The organism is Arthrobacter sp. BF1 (genome assembly GCF_056680215.1).
Genome location: NZ_CM155271.1, coordinates 508,221 through 530,954 on the forward strand (window position 1 = coordinate 508,221; position 22,734 = coordinate 530,954).

Here is a 22,734-nt window from a genome sequence, read left to right on the forward strand (position 1 = left end):
ACCGGTTTGGGGGCCTGTCCAACAGGGTGGAGGCGCCACGTGGCTGACGAGAAAAATCCGGCCTCCGACCAACCCCTGTACGAACCCATCGGCAACGGCAACTCTCGCTTCGGGAACGAGGACGACGCCGGTGGGAACCCGACGCCGTCCGGTGGCGGTCAGGCCCGTTTCCTCTTGGGCAGCGCACTGGAAGCAGCAGTGCTGGCTGTCCGCTCGCGGAGGTTCTGGTGGGGGAGTGCCGCCGTTATTGCCGTGTGCTGGGGCGCCGGTGTGCTGCTGGTGATTGCGGTGGTCACGGGCGGTGACCCGCCGCCCGAGTCGCACGGCTGGACGTACATCCTGACCGCCGCAGCATTGGTTCTGGCGTGCTGTGTGCTGGCTGTCCGGTGGGGCGCCCGGCGCGCCGGCGCCGTGCCCGCGGCTGCCGAGGCCAACCCGGACGGTCTGCTGGTGGACAGTCCGCTCACGGGCTGGGCTCGGGCCAGTGCTACCGCTGTAATCTTCGCGGCAGTGGCGGGTGGGTTCCTTGTGCTGCTTGCGTCCTGGTCCGGTTCCTCGCCGGCCGTCGCCGGGGTGGATTTTGTGCTGATGGTTGGGGAGTCCGTGGCCTTTAGCGGAATTGGCGCCGGAGCTGCCGGCTGGTTCGGGGGCCAGCGCGGCAGGATCCTGGGCTGGGCCGTTGCCGGACTGCTCTTGCTGGGCAACATCGGTGCGGTAGTGGCGCTGTTTCCTGCCGTCCGGGCCTATGAGCCGGTTTTGGTTGCCATCAACATCGAACGTGATGACTTTGGCCGCGTGACTTCCTATCGGTGCTCGCGGGAGGTCCGTGGCATCGCCGAGGTCTACCACACAGAGCGGATTTTCTGGATCGCAACAAGCAATCCGCTGGTGATCCTGGCGCTGCTCGCGGGCGAGGCGGAACCCGAGACCGCCTTGGACTGGTTGCCGGGCGAGCTGCAGAACGCGGCCGAAGGCACGCAGGTTCCGTGTCTGGAAGGCGAAGCTGCGGAGAAGACCGGCGCAGAGATGCCGTTGGCGCTGCTTGGATTCGCCATCCAGTTCGGGGCCGCCGGCACATTGCTGGCCGCCGGCCACCGGGCTCACCAGCGGCGGCCGGTCTAGGTCAGCGCGTTACGCCGGCCCTCAAAGGCGCGGCCGAGGGTGACCTCGTCGGCGTACTCAAGGTCGCCGCCAACAGGCAGGCCGGAGGCGAGCCGGGTGACGGCGATGCCGATTGTCTTCAGCATGCGGGCAAGGTATGTCGCAGTCGCTTCACCCTCGAGGTTGGGGTCGGTGGCGATGATGACTTCCTGGATGGCACCGTCGTTCAGCCGCGTCAGGAGTTCGCGGATCCGCAACTGCTCGGGTCCCACCCCTGCGATGGGATTGATGGCCCCGCCCAGTACGTGGTACCGGCCCCGGAAGGAACGGGTGCGCTCCACCGCGAGAACGTCCTTGGATTCCTCCACCACACAGATCACGGACGGGTCACGCCGCGGATCACGGCAGATGTTGCACAGTTCCTGCTCCGTGACGTTCCCGCACACGGTGCAGAACTTCACGCGCTCTTTCACCGTGGTGATGGCCTCGACGAGGCGTTTCATATCCTGCGGGTCGGCTTCGAGGATGTGGAACGCCAGCCGTTGGGCCGACTTGGGTCCTACGCCGGGAAGGCGTCCGAGCTCGTCGATCAGCTCTTGGACTGCACCTTCGTACACGTTTTCCTCTTTTGGCTTGGATGATGAATGGAGTGGAGTGCCCGGGTGGCGCCGGTGACTGGAATCCGGTGACTAGAAACGGGGAACGATCGGTGTTCCGTCCGGGGAGCGCTCCTCGATCAGCTTCCCGCCCAGAATACGCTCGACGGCGGCACGCCCAAAGACGCCCGATTCCTCGATGGTTTCGTCATCCGCGCTCGGGATGTCCTGGACGTAGGTCGCGGCTGCCGCGCGGGCCGGAGCCTTGGCGCGGCCGGCCTCGGCCTCGGGGCTGTTGGACAGCCGCTGGTAAAGACTTTGCCGTGTCTGGGCCGCCGAAGCGGACGTCGCCGGGGCAGGCTGCAAGGGTGCGGGTGCCCCAGCCACGGCCACAGCTGGTGCCGCAGGCGCAGCCGGCGCCGCCGATGCCATGGCGTACTCGCGGACCTCGGCCCGTTCCGGGACAGACGCTTCCCGGTCCGGCGCCGGAGTCTGACTCCCCGGGCCGCCGGGTTCGGGTGCGGCACCCTCAACGGCAGGGCGATCCCCAACGCCAGGGCGGTGAGGCTCCTCCGCAGCCGTCGCGGGGGGATGAGCCGCCGGGAGGCTGCCCGGGGAAGCCTGGCTCCCGGCTGCACTGAGGTCGTCTGCATTGATATCGACAGCATTGCCATCGGCTGCAGAGTAGTCCAAGGGACGGCTGGGCGACGCCGACGGGAGTCCCCAGCTGGCGTCTGCTTCGGACTGCGTGGTGACCGTAGCCTGGGTGCTGACCGCAGTCTGGGTACTGACCGCAGCTTGGGGGATCTGGGCAGTGGCGGGCTCGTAGGCAGGTGCAGGCGTGGCAGCAGCTTCGTCCGGCGTTGACGTTGCCGGGCTCTTCCCAATGTTGGGCTCTGTGCCTATTACCCAAACGCCCGGTGCCTGCTCGACGGCGCGGCCCCACGGGTCGTGGGACGTATCGGGCGCGGGAGCGACTCCGCCAGCAACAGTGGCGGCGGACGGCGAATCGCCCGCGGCATCCGCCCGGCTACCAGTGCGGGCCGGCCGTTTGCTGGCCGGAGCCGCTGCAGGCCCCGGTTGCGACGGCGAGCGTCGCGGTTCCGCCGGAGCGGACGGATCCCAATCCATGGGCGGTTCTTCCTCCAGCGGAGGAGCGTCCTCGTCCCGTGGGGGACCCCAGTCGTCGTCGGAGTAGGCGTAGGAGCCTGCGTCGGGCTCGGTGGGACGCGGCTGTTCCTGCCGGGACGGCGCCACCTCCCGGTGAGGCTCGTCCGCTAACGGCTCGACGGCGGATTTGTGTGCAGCGGCCGGTTCAACAGCCGTCGGGGCTACCCTCATCGCGGCGGGGGCGGCGGCTGAGTCCCGTGCAGCTTCGGCGGCCGCGGCGGGGGCTGCTTCAGTGGCAGGCGTTGCAGCAGTGGCCGGGACAGGTGCAGCGGCGGGCGCGGGCACGGGGGCCGCCGCAGGTGCAGGTGCGGCGGCAGCGGCGCGGGTTCGGACTGGCGCGTCAACCGGGGAAAGAGCATTGGCCGGAGCGTCGGCAGGCGACGTGGCGAGGCTGCCTGCAGGGGCCAGTCCCCAGGCGACGTCCGCCGAGCTTGGCGGGGGTTGCGGGCTAACGGGTGCTTTTGGGTTTGGCTCAGAGCTCGCTGAGCTGTTGGCGCCCCCGGCAACAGCCGTGATCTGGCAGTCGATGCCCACGGTTTTGTGGATCGCCTGGCGGAGGTTCTCGGAGTGGTCAGCCCGGCCGAACGCGCCCGCCAAGCCAGTTGTGGTGAAAGCGAGTGTCAGGACCTGGCCGTCGAAGGCGCCGACCTGCGCGTTCGGTTCAACCAAGGCCCAGGTGCTGCGCTTGATCTTGGACAGTGTCTGAAGGACCTCGGGCCAGGCACGGCGCAGGACTTCAACGTCACCTGTCGTGGCCGGGCCAGCGGGAGCCGGAGGCGCGGAGGGGGCAGGCTGCTCCTGCGCCACTGCTCGCTCCTGTGCAGCCGCCTGGGGACGGGCTCCGGAGGTCTCGTCCACCGGCCAGTCGTTGGTGCTGACACGCGGCGGGGTCAGCGGTGTCCGCGCATCGCCGGCCCCAACTGACTGCTGCCCGGCAGGGGCGGGAGGCGAGGCTGCCGGTTCAGACGGCTGTGCCGGGGATGCGGCGGCCGCGGGAGCCGGGGACGCTTGAACCTGTGCTACTGGGGCTGGTGCTGCTTGAGCCGGCGCCGCATGAACAGGTGCCGCCTGAACCTGGGCCGCTGGCGCGGGTGCCGGCGGCGCTGCCGCAGGCGGCGCAACCTGAGCAGGAGGCACTTGGGCGGGGGCCGAAGCCGGGACCGCCGGAGCGCGTCCTGCCGAAACGGGTGCGACCGCCGGAACGGCAGCCCCGGAGTCGTCGTTCCCGGCGTAGTTCAGCCGGCGCTCCACACGGTCGATCCGGGCAGCGATTCCGCGCTCAGTCTGTTCCGAACTTGGGAGCAGGATGCGCGCGCAGAGAAGCTCAAGATGCAGCCGGGGCGAGGTGGCGCCGGTCATCTCGGTCAACGCTGTATTGGTGACGTCCGCGGCGCGTGAAAGCTCGGCAGCACCCAGGTTGTGCGCCTGGTTCTGGAGCCGGGCGATCTGGTCCGCCGGCATGCCGCGCAGGATCACCTGGGCGCTTTCGGGCATGGCCTGGACGATGATGAGGTCGCGGAAGCGTTCCAGCAGGTCCTCGACGAAACGACGGGGATCGTGGCCGGTCTGGATGACGCGGTCCACCGCCTTGAACACGGTGGCGGCGTCGGAGGCGGCTACGGCCTCCACGACGTCATCGAGCAGTGACGCGTGGGTGTAACCGAGCAGGGCCACGGCCAGTTCGTAGTCAAGGCCGTTGGCGCCGGCGCCGGCCATGAGCTGGTCCAGTACGGACAGGGAATCCCGGACCGAACCGCCGCCGGCTCTGACCACCAGGGACAGCACCCCCGGGGCCACCGGCACGTTTTCCTGGTTGCACAGCAGTTCCAGGTACGCCATCAGCGGCTCGGGCGGTACCAGCCGGAACGGGTAGTGGTGGGTGCGGGAGCGGATGGTGCCGATGACTTTGTCCGGCTCCGTGGTGGCGAAGATGAACTTGATGTGCTCCGGCGGCTCTTCGACGATCTTCAGGAGCGCGTTGAAGCCGGCCGGGGTGACCATGTGGGCCTCATCGATGATGAAGATCTTGTAGCGGTCACGGACAGGGGCGTAGGTTGCGCGTTCGCGGAGGTCACGGGCATCGTCCACACCGCCATGGCTGGCGGCATCAATCTCGATGACGTCAAGGGAACCTGAACCGCCGCGGGCAAGTTCAACACAGCTGGGGCAGGTTCCGCAGGGCGTGTCCGTGGGGCCCTGGGCACAGTTCAGGCAGCGGGCCAGGATGCGGGCGGAGGTGGTCTTGCCGCAGCCGCGCGGACCGGAGAAGAGGTAGGCGTGATTGACCCGGTTTTTACGCAGGGCCGTCATCAGCGGCTCCGTGACATGTTCCTGCCCGATAACGTCAGCGAAGGAGTCTGGACGGTATCTGCGGTAAAGGGCGGTGGTTGTAACAGTCACGTGAAAACCCTACCAATCCGGGCCGACAGTCTGCCGCCCTGTGGGGGAATAGTAAAGACCCCCCATGCACCCGCCAGAGCCCGTTTACCCTTGCTACCTTCCGGTCCTGGGGGAGTTCAACAGGATGACGCCACATGAGGGGCCGCAGACAACTTTACCCGAACTTTTGGCTTGCCTCGAACCGGCGTCAGGGGGCCGGCTTTGGCGGTTCTCCCGGCTGGCGTGCTCAGCGTCGCCAGCCATTGACCGGCCAGGTCATAAACGCAGGTTCCTCATAGGGGTGGACGGCGCGCAGGGCCAGCACAACAGCGTCGAGCATCTCTTCCTCCACAACGCACTCGACCCGGAGTTCAGGCACCTGCTCGCTCGATCCCACGGCACCGAGGAAGGGCTCGGCACCCGCAAGCGGGGTGAACCGGCCGATGCCCGGAGCCACAAAGGAGCAATGCGAATAGTTCCCGATCCTGCCTGCGCCGGCCGCGCCGATTGCCTGGAGCAGCGCCTCTGCGTGAGGCTCCGGGACATACGCCACCAAGGCGTGCAGCTGTGTCATGGCTTCATCCTGCCAAGAGGCCGGCGAAAATAGGGGCAATTTCATTGCTTATCCGGCAAGCAGGGCAGATCATGGGTATGTACACCGATTGGGGCAATCTCAAGATTGTGAGCTGCGGGGCCTGGCTGGAGGGCCGGACCCGGCAGCTCAACGGTGTTCCGTAGGAATGGGCGCATTGGGGGCGTCCATTTTGACGTTAACGGGCGCTCTCGGAGGCTGATTGGGCCCAATTGGGCGATGCTGGAAAGTTCAGGTAGTCTAGTATCTGCTTTTGATTCAGAAGCAGCTGGAGAATTCGCCTAGCGGCCTATGGCGCACGCCTGGAACGCGTGTTGGGTTAACGCCCTCGGGGGTTCAAATCCCCCATTCTCCGCCAGTCAAAAACCCGGTTCTGACCCTGTCAGGACCGGGATTTTTGCGTTCCCCGGCCTGTCAGCTGCCCTGATAGCCGAGCCGGCGGAGCCGCGACCGGGCCGCCTGCTCGCTGGGTCCGGGGCCGCGCCCCAGAGCGAGATGTACGACGCCGAGGGTCACCTTCGTCGTCAGCCTCACCGGGAGCGGAACGGGGCCCAGCCGCGGAACCTCCAGCCCCAGCATCTGGCGGTACTGCGGCTCCAGACTGTAGACGGCGCCGGCGAAGATGATCTGGTAGCCGGGCCGCAGCAGCGGGTGCAGTGGCGGGTTGCGGATGAACCCGACGGTCTCCGCAACCCGGCTGTCCGCCAGCAGCTCGCCGTTGCGATAGTAGCTGTCCAGCTGCAGCCTCATCTCAGCTTCGGTCAGCGGCGGATCCTCCACTCCCATCAGCCGTCCGGCCTGTGCCCATTCGCGGACATACGCATCAGGGCCGCCGGGGATCGTGCCGCCCCAGATCTTATGGGATGTGACGAAAGCGTCAACGAACGCGAGGTGCACCCAGCGGGCCAGCTCGGGATCGTTGGCCGAATAGGAATGTACAGAGCCGTGCCGGTCGCTGTAGCTCCCTTGGACAGGCACGTGCAGGCGGCGGACCCTCGCCGAAGCCTGTTCAGCGGCGGCTGTGGAGCCATAGGTGACCGTAAAGATCCATTGGATGGTCCGGGCCAGCCTCCTAAGCGGATCTGCCCGGAAGTCAGAGTGCTCATGGATGCCGGCCAAAGCAGCGGGGTGCAGCGACTGCATGAGCAGCGCCCGTATACCGGCGACGATAGGGGACATGGACCCGTGCACCGCCCAGACAGCTGAGCCCGGAAGGTGATAGCCGGCGTCGTTCCCGTCCGCCAGCCGGGGAACCCACTCAGGCAGGGCGTCCGCGCTTCCAGTGAAGACGCGCTTCAGTTCGCCTTGCCATTCCCTAAGGAAATTGCGCATGTCACCATTCTTGCCGATGACCGGGTGAGGGAGGGATCCCCGCAGATCCACAAATAGCCCTGCAGCTATCGATATGGGGTTCACAAGCCCGGGGGCTTTGTGGTCCCATAAGATTGAAAGTCCGTCTGGATTGGGGTCTGACGGGCCAACCGGGAGTCAGCTAGTGGGAAATCATTGGGGTTCCGGCCGGGAGAAGCAGTCTCCAGGCGCCTGTGCGACTGCCCTGCGGGCCCTGGCCGCCGGCGCCGCCGTTGTTGCAGCTTCTCTCGCCCTTGGACTGCCCGCGGTACCAGTGCTCCAACCCGGCAGCGCCGTGGCGGGTGCCGCCACCGGCAACGTGGGTGCACAGGCCTTGACTCCCGCGATCCTGACGGACGGCAGGGCGCTCGTCCCCTTCGGCCGCACCATCGTCAGGACGGTCGCAAAGGACGGTAAGGCTCCGCTGAACGTGGCTTCCGCCCAGTTGAGCCGCCCGCCTGAAGGCTCCCTGATGGCGCCTTTGGAAATACTCGCGCCGAGCTCGCCCTTCGGGTTCCGCATCAGTCCCATCTCGGGGCGGGGAGGGGACTTCCACCTGGGCCAGGACTTCGCTGCGAGCTGCGGCACCAGGGTCTATGCCGCCGACTCCGGCGTGGTCAGGGCGGCTGGCTGGCATCCCTGGGGTGGTGGAAACCGCGTGGAAATTGATCACGGCAACGGGCTGATCACCACCTACAACCACTTGGAGGCCATCGCCGTCCGGACGGGTGACTCCGTCCAGGTGGGCCAGGTCATCGCACGGGTGGGCACCACCGGCTGGTCCACGGGGTGTCACCTGCATTTTGAGACCATCCTCCGCGGCGTACACACCAGTCCGCTGGACTGGACGCTCCTGCCGATCCGCCAGGTGGACACGCTGGCGGACATCGCCATGGTCAGTTACGAAGGCAAGGCCGCGGACGCGGCCACCGCCCTGCCGTGGGCCATCCCCGTTGCTGCAGACAACAGCCACACGGTCCTCCACGGTGAAGACGAATTGCCGGAGCCGCCGGCCGCGGCGCGTACCGAGCCGACGACGGCGCGGAAGGACTCCGCCACGCCGTCACCGTCGGGTACGGCAACGTCGTCGCCGTCGGGTACGGCAACGTCGTCGCCGTCGGGTACGGCAACGTCGTCGCCGTCGGGTACGGCAACGTCGTCGCCGTCGGGTACGGCAACGTCGTCGCCGTCGGGTACTGCAACGCCGTCCGGAACCGCAACGTCGACTCCGTCGGGTACGGCAACGCCGTCCGGAACCGCAACGTCGACTCCATCTGGTACCGCAACGCAGTCGACTCCATCTGGTACCGCAACGCCCGCGGAAACTTCGGCGCCTGCGGCGACTACACCGCCGGCGTCGGGTACTCCGCCGCCTGCCTCGACCTCAGCGCCTCCCGCCAGCACACCGCCGCCTGCCTCGACAACACCCGCCGCGGCCCCGCCGCCGGTGTCGGAAACTCCAGCGCCTGCAACGAGCACACCACCGCCCGCAGCGACTTCGTCACCTGCGCCGACGACGGCACCGGCGACGCCACCGCCCGCCGCCCCAGTTACGCAGTCGTCGCCGGCAGGGCGGGCTCCCTCCGAATCGGAGCGGCCGGCGGATGCACCAACCACCGGCTCGGCTGCTGCGGCGCCGCCCGGCACCACCGCAGCGTCGACCGAAACAACGGCCCAAACCGCAACTCCGGAGCCCGCGCCCACGAAACCCTGACAGAAAACTCCCAGCCTGCCCCCGTACTCTTGATGGTTGGCAACGAATCATGTGCATGACCAACCTTTCAAGGACGGCGCTGTGACCTCTCTGTACACCATCCCGCTCACGCTCAACGACGGCACCCGGACCGACTTCGGCCGGTTCAAGGGAAACGTGGTGATGGTGGTGAATGTGGCGTCGCAGTGCGGACTGACACCGCAGTATGCCGGCCTCGAGAACTTGTACGAGAAGTTCCGGGACCGGGGCTTCGAGATCCTCGGGGTGCCGTGCAACCAGTTCGCCGGCCAGGAGCCGGGTACCGACAGCGAGATCGCCGAGTTCTGCGAGCGGAACTTCGGTGTGTCGTTTCCCCTGACGGCCAAGGCCAACGTGCGGGGCAAGGACCAGCACCCGCTCTATGCCGAGCTGACCAAGTTCAAGACCAGTGTGCTGCCCGGCCTGGTGAAATGGAACTTTGAGAAGTTCCTGGTTAACCGTGCGGGCGAAGTGGTGGCACGCTTCGCCCCCACGGTCGTACCCGACTCACCCGAGGTTCTCGACGCAATCGAACAGGCCTTGGCCGAATTTGATGGACCGGAAGCCGCATCAGATCCTTCGGTTGCGTAAATCTTTATCTTTTTCCAACTTGCCCGCGGTAATTTACTCAAAATTTACCCAAAATCTGGTTTGATAATAGTTACTGAAGGGTAGAAGGGAAACGCCGTTTCCCACCGACCACAGAGGCAGCAATGAAGCACATCGAGGCCGAACATCCCCGGCCACGCCACTTCCTTCTCCACCTGAGCGACCCCCACCTGATGGGGGGCCCGGACCCCCTCTACGGCGCAGTTGACAGCGAAGCCAAGCTCATCCAGCTTTTCGACGAAGTCCGGGCCTCCGGCGCGCGGCCCGAGGCAGTCATCTTCACCGGCGACCTGGCCGACCAAGGCCACTCTGAGGCCTACGCAAAGCTGCGGGCAATCGTTGATCCCGCGTGCGAAGACCTGGGCGCGCGTGTCATCTGGGCGATGGGAAACCACGACAACCGGGCCAATTTCCGGACCGGCCTGTTGGATCAACCGGCCAGCGATTCACCGGTGGACCACAGCTACTTCATCAACGGCCTGCGCATCATCACCCTGGACACGTCGGTCCCGGGCTACCACCATGGCGAGCTGAGTGCCTCGCAGTTGGAGTGGCTGGCCCGCGAGCTGGAGACGCCTGCCCCCGATGGCACCATCCTGGCGCTCCACCATCCACCGGTCCCATCCGTTCTGGACCTTTCCGTGCTGGTGGAGCTGCGGGACCAGGCCGGTCTGGCCGCTGTGGTCCGCAACTCGGACGTCCGGACCATCCTCGCCGGGCACCTGCACTACTCAACCACTGCAACCTTCGCGGGGATTCCTGTCTCCGTGGCCTCGGCCACGTGCTACACCCAGGACCTCAATGTGGCGGTCGGCGGCACCCGCGGAAGGGACGGTGCGCAGGCCTTCAACCTGGTGCACGTCTACGAACACACCATTGTCCACTCCGTGGTTCCGCTGGGCAGCACCCCCACCGTGGGGGAACACGTCACGCCGCAAATGACGGCCGAGCGGCTTGCGGCTGCCGGCATGAGCATCCCGGAGAAAGCAAAGGTCGGGTCTCCCGCCAGGGTTTCCCTGCCCTACGCTACCTAGCGGCCGCAGTCCCCGGCTTCAGAGTTCCCAGGGCGCCTTGATGGGGTAGTACTTCTCCAGGAAGTCGGTCACCAGCTCGGCCCGCTCGTCCGCCGGGACCTCCGGGAAGCTGCCGTCGTTGAGGCAGAAGAAGTCCATGTTCCGCTTGGCCAGCAGTTTGGGCAGGTAGTTCAGTCCGGCCCGCATGGTGGTGTCCACGTAGCGCACCTTGGCCGCGGTCTGGGTGACGGCACGGCCGGTGAGCAGGGCGTAGTAGTGGTAGAACGAATTGGTCACCGAGATGTTGTCCGCGGCGCGGAACCTGCTGGCCGCCGTCTTCTGGAACTCCTCCGGGAACTCGTGCTCCATGGTGGACACCACGCTGCGCCGCAGAGGCGCGGCAGTGTGCTCGAGGTGCCTCGTGGTGATCCGGCCGAAGCGGTCCCAGAGCAGCTTGCGGTTGACGCGTGCGGCGTTTTCGAAGCCGCTGCGCTCGGCGTCGTTATCGCCCAGTCCGATCCGTGTCTCGGCTTCGATGAATTTGGTGATGCCACCCGGCGTGAAGAACAGATCAGGCCCCACGGGCCGGCCAAAGAACATGTCGTCATTGGAGTACAGGAAGTGCTCCGAGAGGCCCTCGATGTTGTGCAGCTGGCACTCCACCGCCTGCGAATTGTGCGTGGGCAGCACTGACGGGTCCGAAAAGAACTCCTCACTGCGGACAATGGTCACCGATGGATGCTCAGCGAGCCACTCAGGGGCGGGCGAGTCCGTGGCGATGAAAATACGGCGGATCCACGGTGCGAACATGTACACCGAACGCAGGGCGTACTTGAGTTCGTTGATTTGCCGGAAACGTGCTTCGTGGTCATCGCCTTCGCCGAGAACCACATCCTTCTGCTGGGCGCGGCGGGCTGCGATGTACTCAGGGGAACTGCCATCCACCCAGGAGAACACCAGATCGATGTCGAAGCTGATGTCGCTTGCATGGTCCGCGAACATGTTCTCAATGGTCGGCCAGGAGTGGCCGTACCGTTCCACGGTGCCGCGGACCGCATCCTGCGCCAGCATGGTCCGCCGGGTGAGGGAGTTCTCGATGGGCAGGGTGATCTCGTTGCCGTCGAAGCTCCAGAGTTCAATCTGGACGCCGGCGGAGGAACCGAACTCGAAGCCGCCGTCAGGCTCAACCCGGGGACGGTAGATCCGGAAGATGCGCGCCTGCCGGTTGCGGGAAAGCTCACCGTCGGCCACAAGCACCGATGATTTCTTCTTCGCGTCAACCGTCAGGGAGTAAACGGGCTCGTTGCGGCAGGCTTCCACCAGTGCGGCCCGCAGCTTCTTACGGTTCTTCCAGTCCAGGGCGATGACCGGGCGGTCGTTGTTGCCACGGACCAGGAGGTAGTCCAGGCCCGCACCGGCCAGCACGTTGCGCAGGAACAGCAGGTCCTCAACCATGGCCTGGTAGGGGGTCCGGTTGTGGTTAATGAGGGCGTACCTGCCTTTGTGCCGGACCACGTCCTCGCGGTGCTTGAGCCGCGCCTCGGCTGCCGGAGAGGTTACCTCGGCATGCGTGCGCGGTTCTACCGACGCCTGCCCGCCGTAATAGATCTCGTCCTGGACAGGTGCTTCTGTAACGGGTGTTTCTGTAATGGTTGTCTCCGTCGCGGTTAACTGGTATGCGTTCTTAACTGAATGATAGCGGTAGCCTCAAAACGCGCGGTTACGGCGGGGCGTAATGCCACCACGGCAGGGGCTCAGTTGCCCACGGCCTCCCGCCAGCTGCGCAGGAAAGCCGCGCCGGCGTCGTCGTGGATGACATCGTTGCCAAGCCCCAGGTCCCGTGCGGTAAGCACGTCATAGGGTTTGACCGGAACACCGTCCGCGGGGCGGACGTCAACGTGCTTCACGGGGTGGTCATGGTGATGCAGCCAGTCCGCCATGGCGTAGTCGGTGCGGGAATCGCCCATGGTCCGCCAAGCCTGCGGCGTGATGCCCTGTGCTGCCAGCATTTCCACGGCGCGGCTGGCTCCCAGGTCCTTACCCAGCCGCACCGACTCAATGTCGGTGGAAATGATGGTGGGGTCAAAGCGGTAGTCCACAACGTCGTCGGAATTCGGTACGTGATGGTCAAGGCGGACCACACCCAGGCCGTGGCGGCCCATCAGGTCCATGGCGTCCGCGTCGAAGAGCTTCTGCTCGGCGAGGTAATCGGCGGAGGGCACCTCGATGTGCTGCTCCACGGACACCATGGCCCGCTTCGTCTCGTCGAAGAACATGTGGGCCGAATAGTCCTCCGCCACCAGCCTGCGGACGTCATCGCCATAGGCCTTGGGCACGGCCAGTTCGTGGTCAACGTGGATGGGGCCGGGGCCTGCGGCGGTGTAGCTGAACCAGACGGCGCCCTTCTCACAGATGGCATGGATGACGGTTCCGGCCGGCATGCCGGCGGCGATCATGGGCTCCATGACCTGCTGCCGGATAAAAGTATCGGAGCGGCCGGTGTTGAAAATGACAGGAATCCCCGCGCTGGCCAGCGCCACCATGTCGGCGATGATGCCGGGCTGCACGTCGCGGGTCACCGGGCTCGCCACAGGGCCGTCCACGTCCAGCAGCAGGGCAAGCGGCGGGGTGGCTGGCAGGCGGACGCCGGGGGAGGAGCTCGCGGGAAAATCGGATGCAGTCATGGCTCCATTGTGTCAGCCGGCGGCCTGTGTCCAGGCGTGCACCTCCCTGTGCGTGGCCCAAAGCAGGCGGCCGGATGACGGATGGTCACTGTTTGGCTACAACCTTGGAACGGCGCGGGCGGGGCTCTTCTCATGGGCCGCCAAGGTGCCTAGTGTTGCAGGGTGATCTTCAAAGCTGTGGGCGAGGGACGCCCGTACCCCGACCATGGTTACACCACGCCCAAACAGTGGGCGTCGCTGCCGCCGCGCCCCGTCCGCCTGGACGAACTGGTGACCACTAAACGGACCTTGGACCTTGAGGCGCTCCTGGCGGAGGACTCCACGTTTTTTGGCGACCTTTTTCCCCATGTGGTGCAGTACCAGGGAACCCTGTACTTGGAGGACGGCCTGCACCGCGCCGTCCGGACAGCGCTGCATCAGCGCACCGCCATCCATGCCCGCGTGCTGGTGATAGATGGCTAGGAAACCCAAGGATGCCCGGATCCTGCACGGTCACCGCGTTGTCACCGGTCCGGAACTGCGGGCCACCTTTGAAGCCGCCGGCGATCCCGACGATCCTGTCCGCCTCCGCCGCAGGGTTGTGCACGGCGTGGTGCTGGTTCTGCTGCTGGGCCTTATTGCCGGCGCCATTATCACGGCGCTCGCCATTATCAACGGGCATTTGAAGCTACCGTCGACGGCGGCCAGCGACGAGCCCCGGGCCATGTGTCCCTCGGCCACCTTCGACTACACCCCGCCCGAACAAATCAACCTCAACGTCTTCAACTCCACCAGCCGGCCCGGGCTGGCCCGTGCCGTGGCGGATGAATTGCTGGCCAGGAAGTTTGTGGTGGGGAATGTCGCAAACACTGAGGCGGGCTACCGCGGGGTGGCCGCCGTCGTGTCGGGAGCGGCCGGCCAGTCTGCTGCGTTCACTGTCCAGCGGCACGTGCCGGGCTCCGACTACTTCCAGGACGGCCGGACCGACGCCAGCGTGGACGTGATTGTTGCCGGCGACTACAAAGAGCTGGCCGCTGCGGACCGGGTGGACCAGACGCCCGGGACGCTCAGTTGCCCGCGGGAGAGCCGCCGGATCGCCGACGACGCAAAGTGGCCCGTTATTCCGTCAGCGACTCCCACACCCTAGCGAATGCGCAGAGGCGCGCCGTCGCAGTCGAACCTGGCTCCGGCGCCTAACTGGATGAACCGCACAGTCCTGGCGATACGCGCCTCAAGCTCGGCGGGTTCATTGCTGCCGCGGGCGGCACTGGAGGACAGGGTCCCGTGGATCAGTTGTGCCTGCTGCCCGATGTCAGCCTCCGGCAGGTAGCCCTGCGCCATGCCGTCGCGCAGGATGCCCTGAAGCATGACACTCAGCTCACCCACGTGGTCGGCGAGTTTGGCAAAGGACGACGGCGACAGCACCGCCGCCATGGCAGGTCCGGGCGGGAGGTGGCGGCGGCTGAGGTCCTCCACCTGGGTGCGAACGTACAGCGCCAGCCGCTCGACCGGATTGTCCACCGCGGCAAGGGCGTCCCGCAGCTCGGCGAGGAACCGCTCGGTCTCATCCAGGGCGTAGGAGATCAGCAGCTCTTCAATATCGGCGTAATAGTTGTAGACCGCTGTCCGCCCGACGCCGGCATGCCGTGCCACGTCAGTCATGGTCAGCCCGGGCAGGCCATGGGTAAAGAGCAGTTCACCAAAGGCCGTCAGGATCCGGCGCTGCGTATCGGCGCGTTGCGCGGCGTTGGTGGCCGCCGAAATCCTGGGCATGCAGACACTTTATCGCGATGTGTCAGTAAAGTGGGGCACCGCCTCGACGGACGGCGGTCAGACGGCGCAGCCGTCCGGGCCGCAGGCTTCGCCGTCCGCGGCGTTGACGAGCACCAGCGGGTTGGTCTCCTGCCAGGCCTGGGTGAGCGCGGCAGTGAACGTTTCCGCCGGCTGGGCGCCGGAAAGCCCGAACTTGCGGTCGATGACGAAGAACGGCACACCGGTGATCCCCAAGGCGCGGGCTTCCTCGAAGTCGAAGCGCACGGCGTCGGCGTACTTGTCCGTAGTGAACAACTCCTCCACCGCGCCGGCGTCCAAACCCAGCGCCAGGCCAAGTTCCGTGAGGTACTCTTGGCTGCCGATGTCCTTGCCGTGCTCAAAGTGCTCGCTGAGGAGGCGTTCCTTGGCAGCATCCTGCTGGCCGTGCTCCGCAGCCAGGTGGATCAGGCGGTGGGCGGTGAAGCTGTTGGCTACGACCACCTGGTCGAAGCGGTAATTAAGGCCTTCGCCCTTGGCCTGCTCCGAAACGTGCTCAAACATCTGCGCAACCTGCGCCTGCGGCATACCCTTGATCCTGCTCAGGTACTCAATCTCGGTGCCGTCGTAGTGCTCCGGGAGGCTGGGATCCAGCTGGTAGCTGCGCCATGTCACGTCCACGGAGTCGCGGTGCGGGAACTCGGCCAAGGCAGCCTCAAACCGGCGTTTGCCGATGTAGCACCAGGGACACGCGACGTCTGACCAGATCTCAATCTTCATGCTGGCCACAACCTCCTCCGGGCCGAGGGCATTCCCGGCACCAGGTGTTTGCTTTGTCACGTCGGGGGTTGAAATGGGACCCCGGGCAGGGTCATAGTCAGAACAGCAGGTTAAGCAACGGCCTTTTTTGAACTCACTTCACTCGCCATTTCTGGGGGCGTGGCATGTGTCCTCACGGAGGAAAGCATGCGGATAGGACTTATTGCAGCGCCATGGATTCCCATTCCACCAGCCGGATACGGGGGAATCGAGCGGGTTGTTGACTCCCTTGCCCGGGGTTTCCTTGCGGCCGGGCACGATGTCTTGCTCGCCGCAGCGTCGGACAGCTCCTGCCCGGCCCGTTTGGTACCAGGGATGCGGCCTTCCGAACCAGCGGAAATGGGAATGGCACTCTCGGAGCTGAGCCACGTCATCAGGGCCTATGACGGCTTGGGCGATGCGGACATTATCCATGACCACACCCTTGCCGGGCCGCTGGTTGGCCGGAGGAGATCCAGAGCCCCTGTTGTGACCACCATTCACGGACCCCTCATTCCGGCGTCGGCAGATTTGTACCGTGCGATGGCGGCCGACACAGCCATCATTTCCATCTCGCGTGACCAGGCCTCCAGGGTCCCCGACGTGCCCATCACGCGGGTGATCCACCATGGCATGGACGTCTCCGGAGTGCCTGTTGGCTCCGGGAGCGGAGGCTATGCCTGCTTTGTCGGCAGAATGTGCCCGGACAAGGGCGTGGTTGAAGCCATTTACATTGCGCGCAGTGCGGGCATCCCGCTGCGCATTGCAGCCAAGATGCGTGAGCCGGGTGAGCTCGAGTACTTCCGCTCAGTAGTTGAGCCGCTCCTGGGCACCAACGAGGAGTTCCTTGGCGAGCTTGGAGACGCGGACAAGTACCGCCTGATGGGTGAGGCGATGGCGTTCCTCAATCCCATTCAATGGCCCGAACCATTCGGTCTGGTCATGATCGAATCACTCTCGACAGGCACTCCGGTGGTGGGAACGCCTATCGGCGCTGCTCCTGAAATCGTGGATGACGGCAAAACGGGCTACCTGGCTCCGACGGAAGAGCTGCATAAGTTTCTTCCGCTTGCTGCCTCGCTGGACAGATCGCACTGCAGGGACAGGGCAATCAAGATGTTCAGCACGGAGAAGATGGTGCTCAACCATCTGGATCTGTTCGCAAAACTCGTGGAAAAGAGCCGGGAGACAAGGGTTCCCGATATTTCCTACGTCCGCCAGAATCGTTGAAGGGGGCATTGTCCGGGCGCCGGAACCGGGCCCGGTTCCTATTCGGCGGCCCTCAGGAAGGAGCACTGCCATGACTGCCTGGAATGCCGACACGGAAGCAGATATCGGGGGGGCCGACGCCGTAACCCTGGTGGAAGGGTCTTCCTTCTGCATCTCGTCCCACAGTGGTGACATGAGCTCCGAAGGAGGAACAAGCGGGGCGTTCTATCAGGACACCCGAGTGGTATCCCGGTGGATCCTGCGCATCAACGGTGCGCTCCGTGAGCCTCTGGTCGCGCACCGGCCGGACGCCTATGAGGCCACCTTCGTGGGCCGCGCACGGTGGCCGGACGGCCGCTTCGACAGTCCACTGGTGGTCCGTCAGGAACGCCACATCGGACCCGGGCTCCAGGACGACATCATCCTGGAGAACTATTCTTCGGAAGCTGTTGACTGCGACATCGAACTTCTGGTGGACGCGGACCAGGCCGATCTCTTCGACGTCAAGGGCGGCCGCCCGATCAATGAGGACAGCCTGACCCGGACTGTCATGGGCGCAGAACTCCTGGTCGAAGCCGTCCGCAACGGACAGCGTCGAGGATCGGCGATCCGGGCCGCGCGGGCCGAAGTTACCGTCGACGCCCTTCGGTTCCACGCGCACATCCCAGCGCGCGGCAAGTGGTCCACCAGCGTCATTGTGGTTCCCCTTATCAACGGTGCCGCCCCGAATGAACCCTTCACTGAAGGGGGCTTGCCCCGTCACCGGGCGGGCGTTCAGCGGCACCGGGCGTGGGAAGAAAACGTACCCCGCCTTTCCCTCGCGGACAGCAGCATCGAGGCTACCCTGCAGCGGAGTCAAACCGACCTGGGGCTGTTGAGGATTTTCGACGCCGAGCACCCCGACCGTGTTGCCGTTGCCGCCGGCGCGCCCTGGTTTATGGCGCTCTTCGGCCGGGATTCGCTGCTTTCCTCCTATATGGCACTGCTGGTGGACTCGACCTTGGCGGCCGGAACCCTCCAGACTCTGGCGGGACTCCAGGGCTCGAAAGTCGATAACGATTCCGAGGAAGAGCCCGGACGCATCCCGCACGAGGTACGCCTTGGTGTGACGGCCGGCCTCTCCCTGGGGGGAACCGCGTATTACGGCACTGCTGATGCCACCCCGCTGTTTGTCAGTGTGCTGGGCGAGCTCAGCAGGTGGGGGCTGTCCGATGACATCATCGATTCCCTGCTGCCGCATGCAGACCGGGCCCTTGAATGGATTGAGGAGTACGGGGACCGCGACGGTGACGGCTTTGTGGAATACCTCCGGCCCAACACGCATGGATTGGTGAACCAGGGGTGGAAGGATTCCTGGGACGGCATTAATTTTGCCGACGGGCGGATGGCGGAGGCTCCCATCGCGCTCTGCGAAGTCCAGGGCTACGTCTATGCCGCCTACCTCGCACGCTCGCTGCTGGCGGGCTCCGCGGGGGACGCTGCGACGGAACACCGTTGGGCTGAGCGGGCCGCGTCGCTGAAGAAGGCGTTCAACGAGAAATTCTGGCTGCCGGACAAGGGCTACTTCGCCGTGGCGTTGGACAAGGACAAGAAACCGGTGGATTCCTGTACCTCGAACATGGGCCACTGCCTGTGGGTTGGCATCGTGGACGAGGACAAAGCGCCGCAGGTGGTGGAGCGGCTGATGTCGCCGAAGATGTTCACGGGCTGGGGTATCCGGACGCTCGCGTCCGATATGGCCGCATACAACCCGGTGAGCTACCACAACGGATCGGTGTGGCCGCACGACTCCGCCCTCGCGGCCACGGGGCTGATGCGCTACGGCTATGTGGCTGAGGCCAAGCGGGTGGCGCGGGGGCTATTTGATGCCGCCGCCCATTTCGACGGTCAACTGCCGGAACTGTTCTGCGGCTTCGACCGGAGCGAATACTCGGGACCTGTGCCCTATCCGACGGCGTGTTCCCCGCAGGCCTGGGCTGCGGCGGCGCCCATCCAGCTTGCCCGTATCCTGCTCCGCTTCGACCCCGATTTCACCCGCGGTGTTGTGCACCTGGCACCGATTTTGGCCGAGGAAAAGGGTGAGTTCAGGGCCGACAACGTGCGCCTGGGCCATGCCAGAATTTCCATCCGCGCAAACCGGCAGGAAGGAAGTATCGACGGCCTTCCGCCCGAACTGAAGCTGCTCAACGAGCCCCGGCCGGCCTTAGACGAAGGCCTGGGTGGACAGGCCGGTGACTAGGCAGCCGGAGACTGGGCAGGTGACTACTGAGGCAGCTCGCGTTCCATCACGAAGTCGTGCTCCACGGTGGTCCCCAGCCGGAAGGACTTGCTGCCCACTTTGCGGAAGCCCGACTTTTCGTAGAAGCGGACGGCCCGGGCGTTCTGGCTGTTGACGCCCAGCCAGACGCCGGCAGCGCCGGACGCCGTGGCTGCCGTGAGGCTGGCGTGCATGAGTTCCGCCGCAGCGCCCAGCCCGTGATGCCCGGGGTGCACATAGCATTTGCTGAGCTCCACGGATGGGAGGAGCGTCAGGGCGGAGGCAACATCCGGGTCCGCCGCCGTCCGGTTGACGAGCAGGCTGTAGCCGCGCAGGCTGCCGCCGTCGTCGATCACCAAAACGGTGATGTCCGGGTCCGCAAGGTAACTGCGGAAGTGATCCTCACTCAGGGTGTTGGCCAGGTGTGCAGCGATATCCTCCGGCGACGACGACGGCGGGCACGCCAGCGGGAAGGTGACCGCAGCGAGTTCGGCGAGGAGTCCGGCGTCGTCCGTTGTAGCTTTGCGGATGGTGTGGGTCATGCAGAAAACTCTAGCCGCCTGCCAGGACTGTCACTTTGTACCAGCCACGGCGTCAGCCTGGTAGCTCAGTCCGATCTGGCGCCGGATCTCGTCCATCGCCGCCATCACCGCCACGCTCTGGCCCGGCGGCAGGATGTTGCCGGCGGTGGAACCGGACACGATCAGGCGTTCGAGCTCCGCTGCCTGGTATTGCATGCCCCGGCCGCTCACCGGCAGGTCGAACCGCTCCAGGACGTTGCCCTGCGCATCAAAAACGGTAAATGGCGTGGGGTTGTACCAGGTGTGTTCGATGTCGATCCACCCGTCCGTCCCGATCACCACTGCACGGTTGGGGCCGGCGGCATCAAGTTCACAGTCAATGATGGCCTGCTGCCCCGTCGCATACTCGAAGATGGCAGCGGTTTGGCGGTCTACGCCCGTTGCTGTCATGGAGGCGCCGGCGCGGATGGTCTCCGGAGCTCCCAGGATGTCGATGGCCAAGGAGACAGGATAAACGCCGAGGTCAAGCAACGCTCCGCCGCCCAGGGCAGGATCGTTGAGCCTGTGCGCGGGATCCTTGGGAAGATTTTGGTTGTGGCTGGCGATGACCTTCCGGACATCGCCGATGGCGCCGTCGGCGATGATTTCACGCAAGCGGATCATGTGCGGGAGGAAGCGGCTCCACATGGCTTCCAGCGCCACCAGTCCCTTGGAAGCGGCCAGGTCAAAGACCTCCTGCGCTTCGCGGGCATTCATGGTGAATGCCTTCTCCACAAGCACATGCTTCCCGGCATGGAGGGCGAGCAGGGCGTTCGCATGGTGGAACGGGTGCGGGGTGGCGATGTAAACGACGTCCACGGCGGGGTCTGCAACGAGCGACTCGTAGCTGCCATGCGCGGCTGCCACTGCGTGCTGTTCGGCGAACGTCCTGGCCGATTCCAGTGAACGGGAGCCGACCGCCTGCACGGTGAACCCATGCTCCCGCAGGTCCTGCGTTTGCAGTCCGGCGATGAATCCGGTGCCGAGGATTCCCCAGCGGATTTTTCCGTTGGACGTGCCGTTGCCGCCTGCGGTGCCGTTGCCTGGAGCCATGGGCTTAGTCCTTTGAGGGGTCGGTGAGCGGATACGCCACAAACGCAAAGCGCCGGGAATCCGGCGACCAGCTGTTGACGTTGAGGGTACCTTGGCCGCCGAAGAGCGGCCACGTGTGAAGCGGTTGGGCCCAGTCGTCAGTGGAAACAAGGACGACGGCGACCGGCAGGTCTGCGGGGTGTCCTTCCGTTCCGCCGGGGAACTGAAGGTAGCAGGCGTGGCGGACGTCAGGGGAGAGGTGCGGGAACCAGTCGACGGTCCCGGAGTCGAGGAGCCGTTCGAACCCGGTTCCGTCCACACGGACCCGGGCGAGTTGGGCATGGCCCGGGGCCGTGGTGAAGGACTCCGTATTCAGGTAGAGCCATTTGCCGTCCGGCGAGTATTCAGGCCCGTCGCAGTGCCCGCTGCCGACGTCGATTCCGGCGGGAGCCCCGCCGTCGGACGCTATGGTCATGAGGCGACCGGGCTGGGTAAAGTCGCCCGCGGCAATATCCACGTACGCCATTTCCCGGCCGTCCGGGCTGACGCCGTGCAGGAAATGGAAGGACCCGTCGTCGGCCGTGATTTTCTCCGTTTGACCGCCGCCGAGCGGTGCACGGTAGATGTGGCCGTCGTTGGCCGACAGGAAAATGTGCCTGCCATCGGGCGCGAGGACGTGGTCATTGTTGAGGTCCGGGACGCCGTTGAGTGGGACCTCCGTGGGCTCGCCGCCGGCTATGTCCAGGGTCCACAGCTTTCCGTCCCCGTTGAGGACGAGTGAGGAGCCGTCCAGGGTCCAGTTCGGTGCTTCAAAAAGCACATCGTTGGTGCTGTAGAGCAGCTCGGCCTGGCCGGTGACCGACGCGATCCACACCTCGCAGCGTTGACCTGGTTGAAGGGTGCGGATCACGTCGGCTGGTCCTAGTCTTTGCTGCTGAAGGCGGCGTCGAAGGAGGTGTTCGACGGCGGGAAGTCGAACTTCTTCAGAGCGGCGAGGGCTTCGGGGGCGCCGTGGAGGCGGTCCATGCCGGCGTCCTCCCATTCGACGGAAATGGGGCCGTTGTAACCGATCGCGGCCAGCGCCCGGAAGGAGGACTCCCACGGCACGTCGCCGCGTCCTGCGGAGACGAAGTCCCAGCCGCGGCGCGGGTCACCCCAGGGCAGGTGCGAGCCCATGACGGTGTTGCGGCCGGTCTGGCGGAGCTTGGTGTCCTTGCAGTCCACGTGGTAAATCCGGTCTTTGAAGTCCCAGATGAACGAGACGGGATCGAGGCCCTGCCACATCATGTGGGAGGGGTCCCAGTTCAGGCCGAACGCTTCGCGGTGGCCGATCGCCTCCAGGGTGCGGACGGTGGTCCAGTAGTCGTAGGCGATTTCGGAGGGGTGGACCTCGTGGGCGAAGCGTACGCCGCATTCGTCGAAGACGTCCAGGATGGGGTTCCAGCGGTCCGCGAAGTCCTGGTAGCCGGCCTCGATCACTTTCTCGGGGACGGGCGGGAACATGGCGACGTACTGCCAGATGGATGATCCGGTGAAGCCGACCACGGTGTCCACGCCGAGGGCTTTGGCGAGCCGGGCGGTGTGCTTCATTTCCTCGGCCGCGCGCTGGCGGACGCCTTCGGGGTCGCCGTCGCCCCACACCTTCGACCCGACGATGGCTTCGTGGCGGAAGTCGATGGGGTCATCGCAGACCGCCTGGCCCTTCAGGTGGTTGGAGATGGCCCAGACCTTCAGGTTGTACTTCGCCAGGACGGCAAGTTTGGACTCGACGTAGCCGGGTTCGTCCCAGCGCCAGGCGTCCAGGTGGTCCCCGGAGACGGCGATTTCGAGGCCGTCGTAGCCCCAGCCGGAAGCAAGCTTGGCGACTTCCTCGAACGGGAGGTCGGCCCACTGGCCGGTGAACAGGGTGTACGGGCGGGGCATG

At 65.7% G+C, this 22,734-nt stretch carries 20 protein-coding genes, 1 tRNA gene, 1 other RNA gene and 1 pseudogene; 9 read left to right on the forward strand and 14 right to left on the reverse strand.

Annotated features, from left to right (window positions below; translation table 11 throughout):
* Positions 1 to 39: 39 nt before the first annotated feature.
* The gene (locus AC1MCD_RS02460; protein WP_498675562.1) at positions 40 to 1,122 is read left to right on the forward strand and encodes a hypothetical protein; all 1,083 of its coding nucleotides are present in this window, start codon (positions 40 to 42) and stop codon (positions 1,120 to 1,122) included.
* On the opposite strand, the gene recR is transcribed toward AC1MCD_RS02460, so the two are convergent.
* From recR to AC1MCD_RS02480, 4 genes are all read right to left on the reverse strand, one after another.
* Entirely contained in the window at positions 1,119 to 1,718 is a 600-nt protein-coding gene (gene recR, locus AC1MCD_RS02465) for a recombination mediator RecR (RefSeq protein WP_164202505.1), read from the reverse strand. The two genes, AC1MCD_RS02460 and recR, sit on opposite strands and share 4 nt — an antisense overlap.
* Before the next feature lie 72 nt (positions 1,719 to 1,790).
* Positions 1,791 to 5,207, reverse strand: coding sequence for a DNA polymerase III subunit gamma and tau (locus AC1MCD_RS02470; RefSeq protein WP_498678502.1), 3,417 nt, complete (start codon positions 5,205 to 5,207; stop codon positions 1,791 to 1,793).
* 110 nt (positions 5,208 to 5,317) lie between these two features.
* Positions 5,318 to 5,414, reverse strand: an RNA gene (gene ffs / locus AC1MCD_RS02475) — signal recognition particle sRNA small type.
* Positions 5,415 to 5,493: 79 nt separating this feature from the next.
* Positions 5,494 to 5,820, reverse strand: coding sequence for a hypothetical protein (locus AC1MCD_RS02480; protein ID WP_498675564.1), 327 nt, complete (start codon positions 5,818 to 5,820; stop codon positions 5,494 to 5,496).
* A gap of 288 nt (positions 5,821 to 6,108) precedes the next feature.
* On the opposite strand from AC1MCD_RS02480, the gene AC1MCD_RS02485 reads away from it, so the two are divergent.
* A tRNA-Ser gene (locus AC1MCD_RS02485) sits at positions 6,109 to 6,196 on the forward strand.
* A gap of 56 nt (positions 6,197 to 6,252) precedes the next feature.
* Here AC1MCD_RS02485 and AC1MCD_RS02490 read toward each other — a convergent pair.
* Entirely contained in the window at positions 6,253 to 7,170 is a 918-nt protein-coding gene (locus AC1MCD_RS02490) for an oxygenase MpaB family protein (RefSeq protein ID WP_498675565.1), read from the reverse strand.
* Positions 7,171 to 7,660: 490 nt separating this feature from the next.
* Between AC1MCD_RS02490 and AC1MCD_RS02495 the strand changes: the two are divergent.
* Positions 7,661 to 7,963, forward strand: a pseudogene (locus tag AC1MCD_RS02495) (M23 family metallopeptidase); the annotation flags it as partial.
* A 125-nt stretch (positions 7,964 to 8,088) separates the two neighbouring features.
* On the opposite strand, the gene AC1MCD_RS02500 reads toward AC1MCD_RS02495, so the two are convergent.
* Positions 8,089 to 8,892 (reverse strand): hypothetical protein, encoded by an 804-nt coding sequence (locus AC1MCD_RS02500; RefSeq protein ID WP_498678504.1) that lies wholly within the window; start codon positions 8,890 to 8,892, stop codon positions 8,089 to 8,091.
* Between the two features lie 91 nt (positions 8,893 to 8,983).
* Between AC1MCD_RS02500 and AC1MCD_RS02505 the strand changes: the two genes are divergently transcribed.
* Entirely contained in the window at positions 8,984 to 9,511 is a 528-nt protein-coding gene (locus AC1MCD_RS02505) for a glutathione peroxidase (protein WP_498675568.1), read from the forward strand.
* A 122-nt stretch (positions 9,512 to 9,633) separates the two neighbouring features.
* Complete coding sequence (locus AC1MCD_RS02510; RefSeq protein WP_498675569.1) at positions 9,634 to 10,563, forward strand: phosphodiesterase; 930 nt, start codon at positions 9,634 to 9,636, stop codon at positions 10,561 to 10,563.
* A gap of 18 nt (positions 10,564 to 10,581) precedes the next feature.
* Here AC1MCD_RS02510 and AC1MCD_RS02515 read toward each other — a convergent pair whose 3' ends face one another.
* Together AC1MCD_RS02515 and AC1MCD_RS02520 are read right to left on the reverse strand one after the other, a co-directional pair.
* The gene (locus AC1MCD_RS02515) at positions 10,582 to 12,150 is read right to left on the reverse strand and encodes a stealth family protein (protein ID WP_498678122.1); all 1,569 of its coding nucleotides are present in this window, start codon (positions 12,148 to 12,150) and stop codon (positions 10,582 to 10,584) included.
* Between the two features lie 146 nt (positions 12,151 to 12,296).
* A complete protein-coding gene (locus AC1MCD_RS02520) occupies positions 12,297 to 13,226 on the reverse strand; it encodes a Cof-type HAD-IIB family hydrolase (RefSeq protein WP_498675572.1) in 930 nt (309 codons plus the stop codon).
* Between the two features lie 162 nt (positions 13,227 to 13,388).
* Here AC1MCD_RS02520 and AC1MCD_RS02525 point away from each other — a divergent pair, with 162 nt between their 5' ends.
* Both AC1MCD_RS02525 and AC1MCD_RS02530 read left to right on the forward strand, forming a co-directional pair.
* Positions 13,389 to 13,688 carry a type II toxin-antitoxin system VapB family antitoxin gene (locus tag AC1MCD_RS02525; RefSeq protein WP_190989455.1) on the forward strand — a complete coding sequence of 100 codons (300 nt, stop codon included), beginning with the start codon at positions 13,389 to 13,391 and terminating at the stop codon, positions 13,686 to 13,688.
* Entirely contained in the window at positions 13,681 to 14,352 is a 672-nt protein-coding gene (locus AC1MCD_RS02530; protein ID WP_498675575.1) for a LytR C-terminal domain-containing protein, read from the forward strand. The genes AC1MCD_RS02525 and AC1MCD_RS02530 overlap by 8 nt, the downstream gene beginning before the upstream one ends.
* On the opposite strand, the gene AC1MCD_RS02535 is transcribed toward AC1MCD_RS02530, so the two are convergent.
* Complete coding sequence (locus AC1MCD_RS02535) at positions 14,349 to 14,978, reverse strand: TetR/AcrR family transcriptional regulator (RefSeq protein WP_498675577.1); 630 nt, start codon at positions 14,976 to 14,978, stop codon at positions 14,349 to 14,351. The genes AC1MCD_RS02530 and AC1MCD_RS02535 overlap by 4 nt on opposite strands.
* A 57-nt stretch (positions 14,979 to 15,035) precedes the next feature.
* Positions 15,036 to 15,734, reverse strand: a complete 699-nt coding sequence (locus tag AC1MCD_RS02540) for a DsbA family oxidoreductase (RefSeq protein WP_498678124.1) — start codon at positions 15,732 to 15,734, stop codon at positions 15,036 to 15,038.
* 186 nt (positions 15,735 to 15,920) lie between these two features.
* On the opposite strand from AC1MCD_RS02540, the gene AC1MCD_RS02545 reads away from it, so the two are divergent.
* On the forward strand, positions 15,921 to 16,982 hold the full coding sequence (locus AC1MCD_RS02545; protein ID WP_498675579.1) for a glycosyltransferase family 4 protein: 1,062 nt from the start codon (positions 15,921 to 15,923) through the stop codon (positions 16,980 to 16,982).
* Positions 16,983 to 17,052: 70 nt separating this feature from the next.
* Positions 17,053 to 19,200: an amylo-alpha-1,6-glucosidase gene (locus tag AC1MCD_RS02550; protein WP_498675581.1), complete on the forward strand. Its 2,148-nt coding sequence runs from the start codon at positions 17,053 to 17,055 to the stop codon at positions 19,198 to 19,200.
* 23 nt (positions 19,201 to 19,223) lie between these two features.
* Here the strand turns inward: AC1MCD_RS02550 and AC1MCD_RS02555 are convergent, their stop codons facing one another.
* The 4 genes from AC1MCD_RS02555 to AC1MCD_RS02570 are packed head-to-tail and all read right to left on the reverse strand — an operon-like array spanning position 19,224 to position 22,733.
* The gene (locus AC1MCD_RS02555) at positions 19,224 to 19,760 is read right to left on the reverse strand and encodes a GNAT family N-acetyltransferase (protein ID WP_498675583.1); all 537 of its coding nucleotides are present in this window, start codon (positions 19,758 to 19,760) and stop codon (positions 19,224 to 19,226) included.
* A gap of 30 nt (positions 19,761 to 19,790) precedes the next feature.
* Positions 19,791 to 20,831 (reverse strand): Gfo/Idh/MocA family protein, encoded by a 1,041-nt coding sequence (locus AC1MCD_RS02560; RefSeq protein ID WP_498675584.1) that lies wholly within the window; start codon positions 20,829 to 20,831, stop codon positions 19,791 to 19,793.
* A 4-nt stretch (positions 20,832 to 20,835) separates the two neighbouring features.
* Positions 20,836 to 21,720 carry a TolB family protein gene (locus AC1MCD_RS02565; RefSeq protein ID WP_498675586.1) on the reverse strand — a complete coding sequence of 295 codons (885 nt, stop codon included), beginning with the start codon at positions 21,718 to 21,720 and terminating at the stop codon, positions 20,836 to 20,838.
* Between the two features lie 11 nt (positions 21,721 to 21,731).
* The gene (locus AC1MCD_RS02570) at positions 21,732 to 22,733 is read right to left on the reverse strand and encodes a sugar phosphate isomerase/epimerase family protein (RefSeq protein ID WP_498675589.1); all 1,002 of its coding nucleotides are present in this window, start codon (positions 22,731 to 22,733) and stop codon (positions 21,732 to 21,734) included.
* Between the last annotated feature and the right edge of the window lies 1 nt (position 22,734).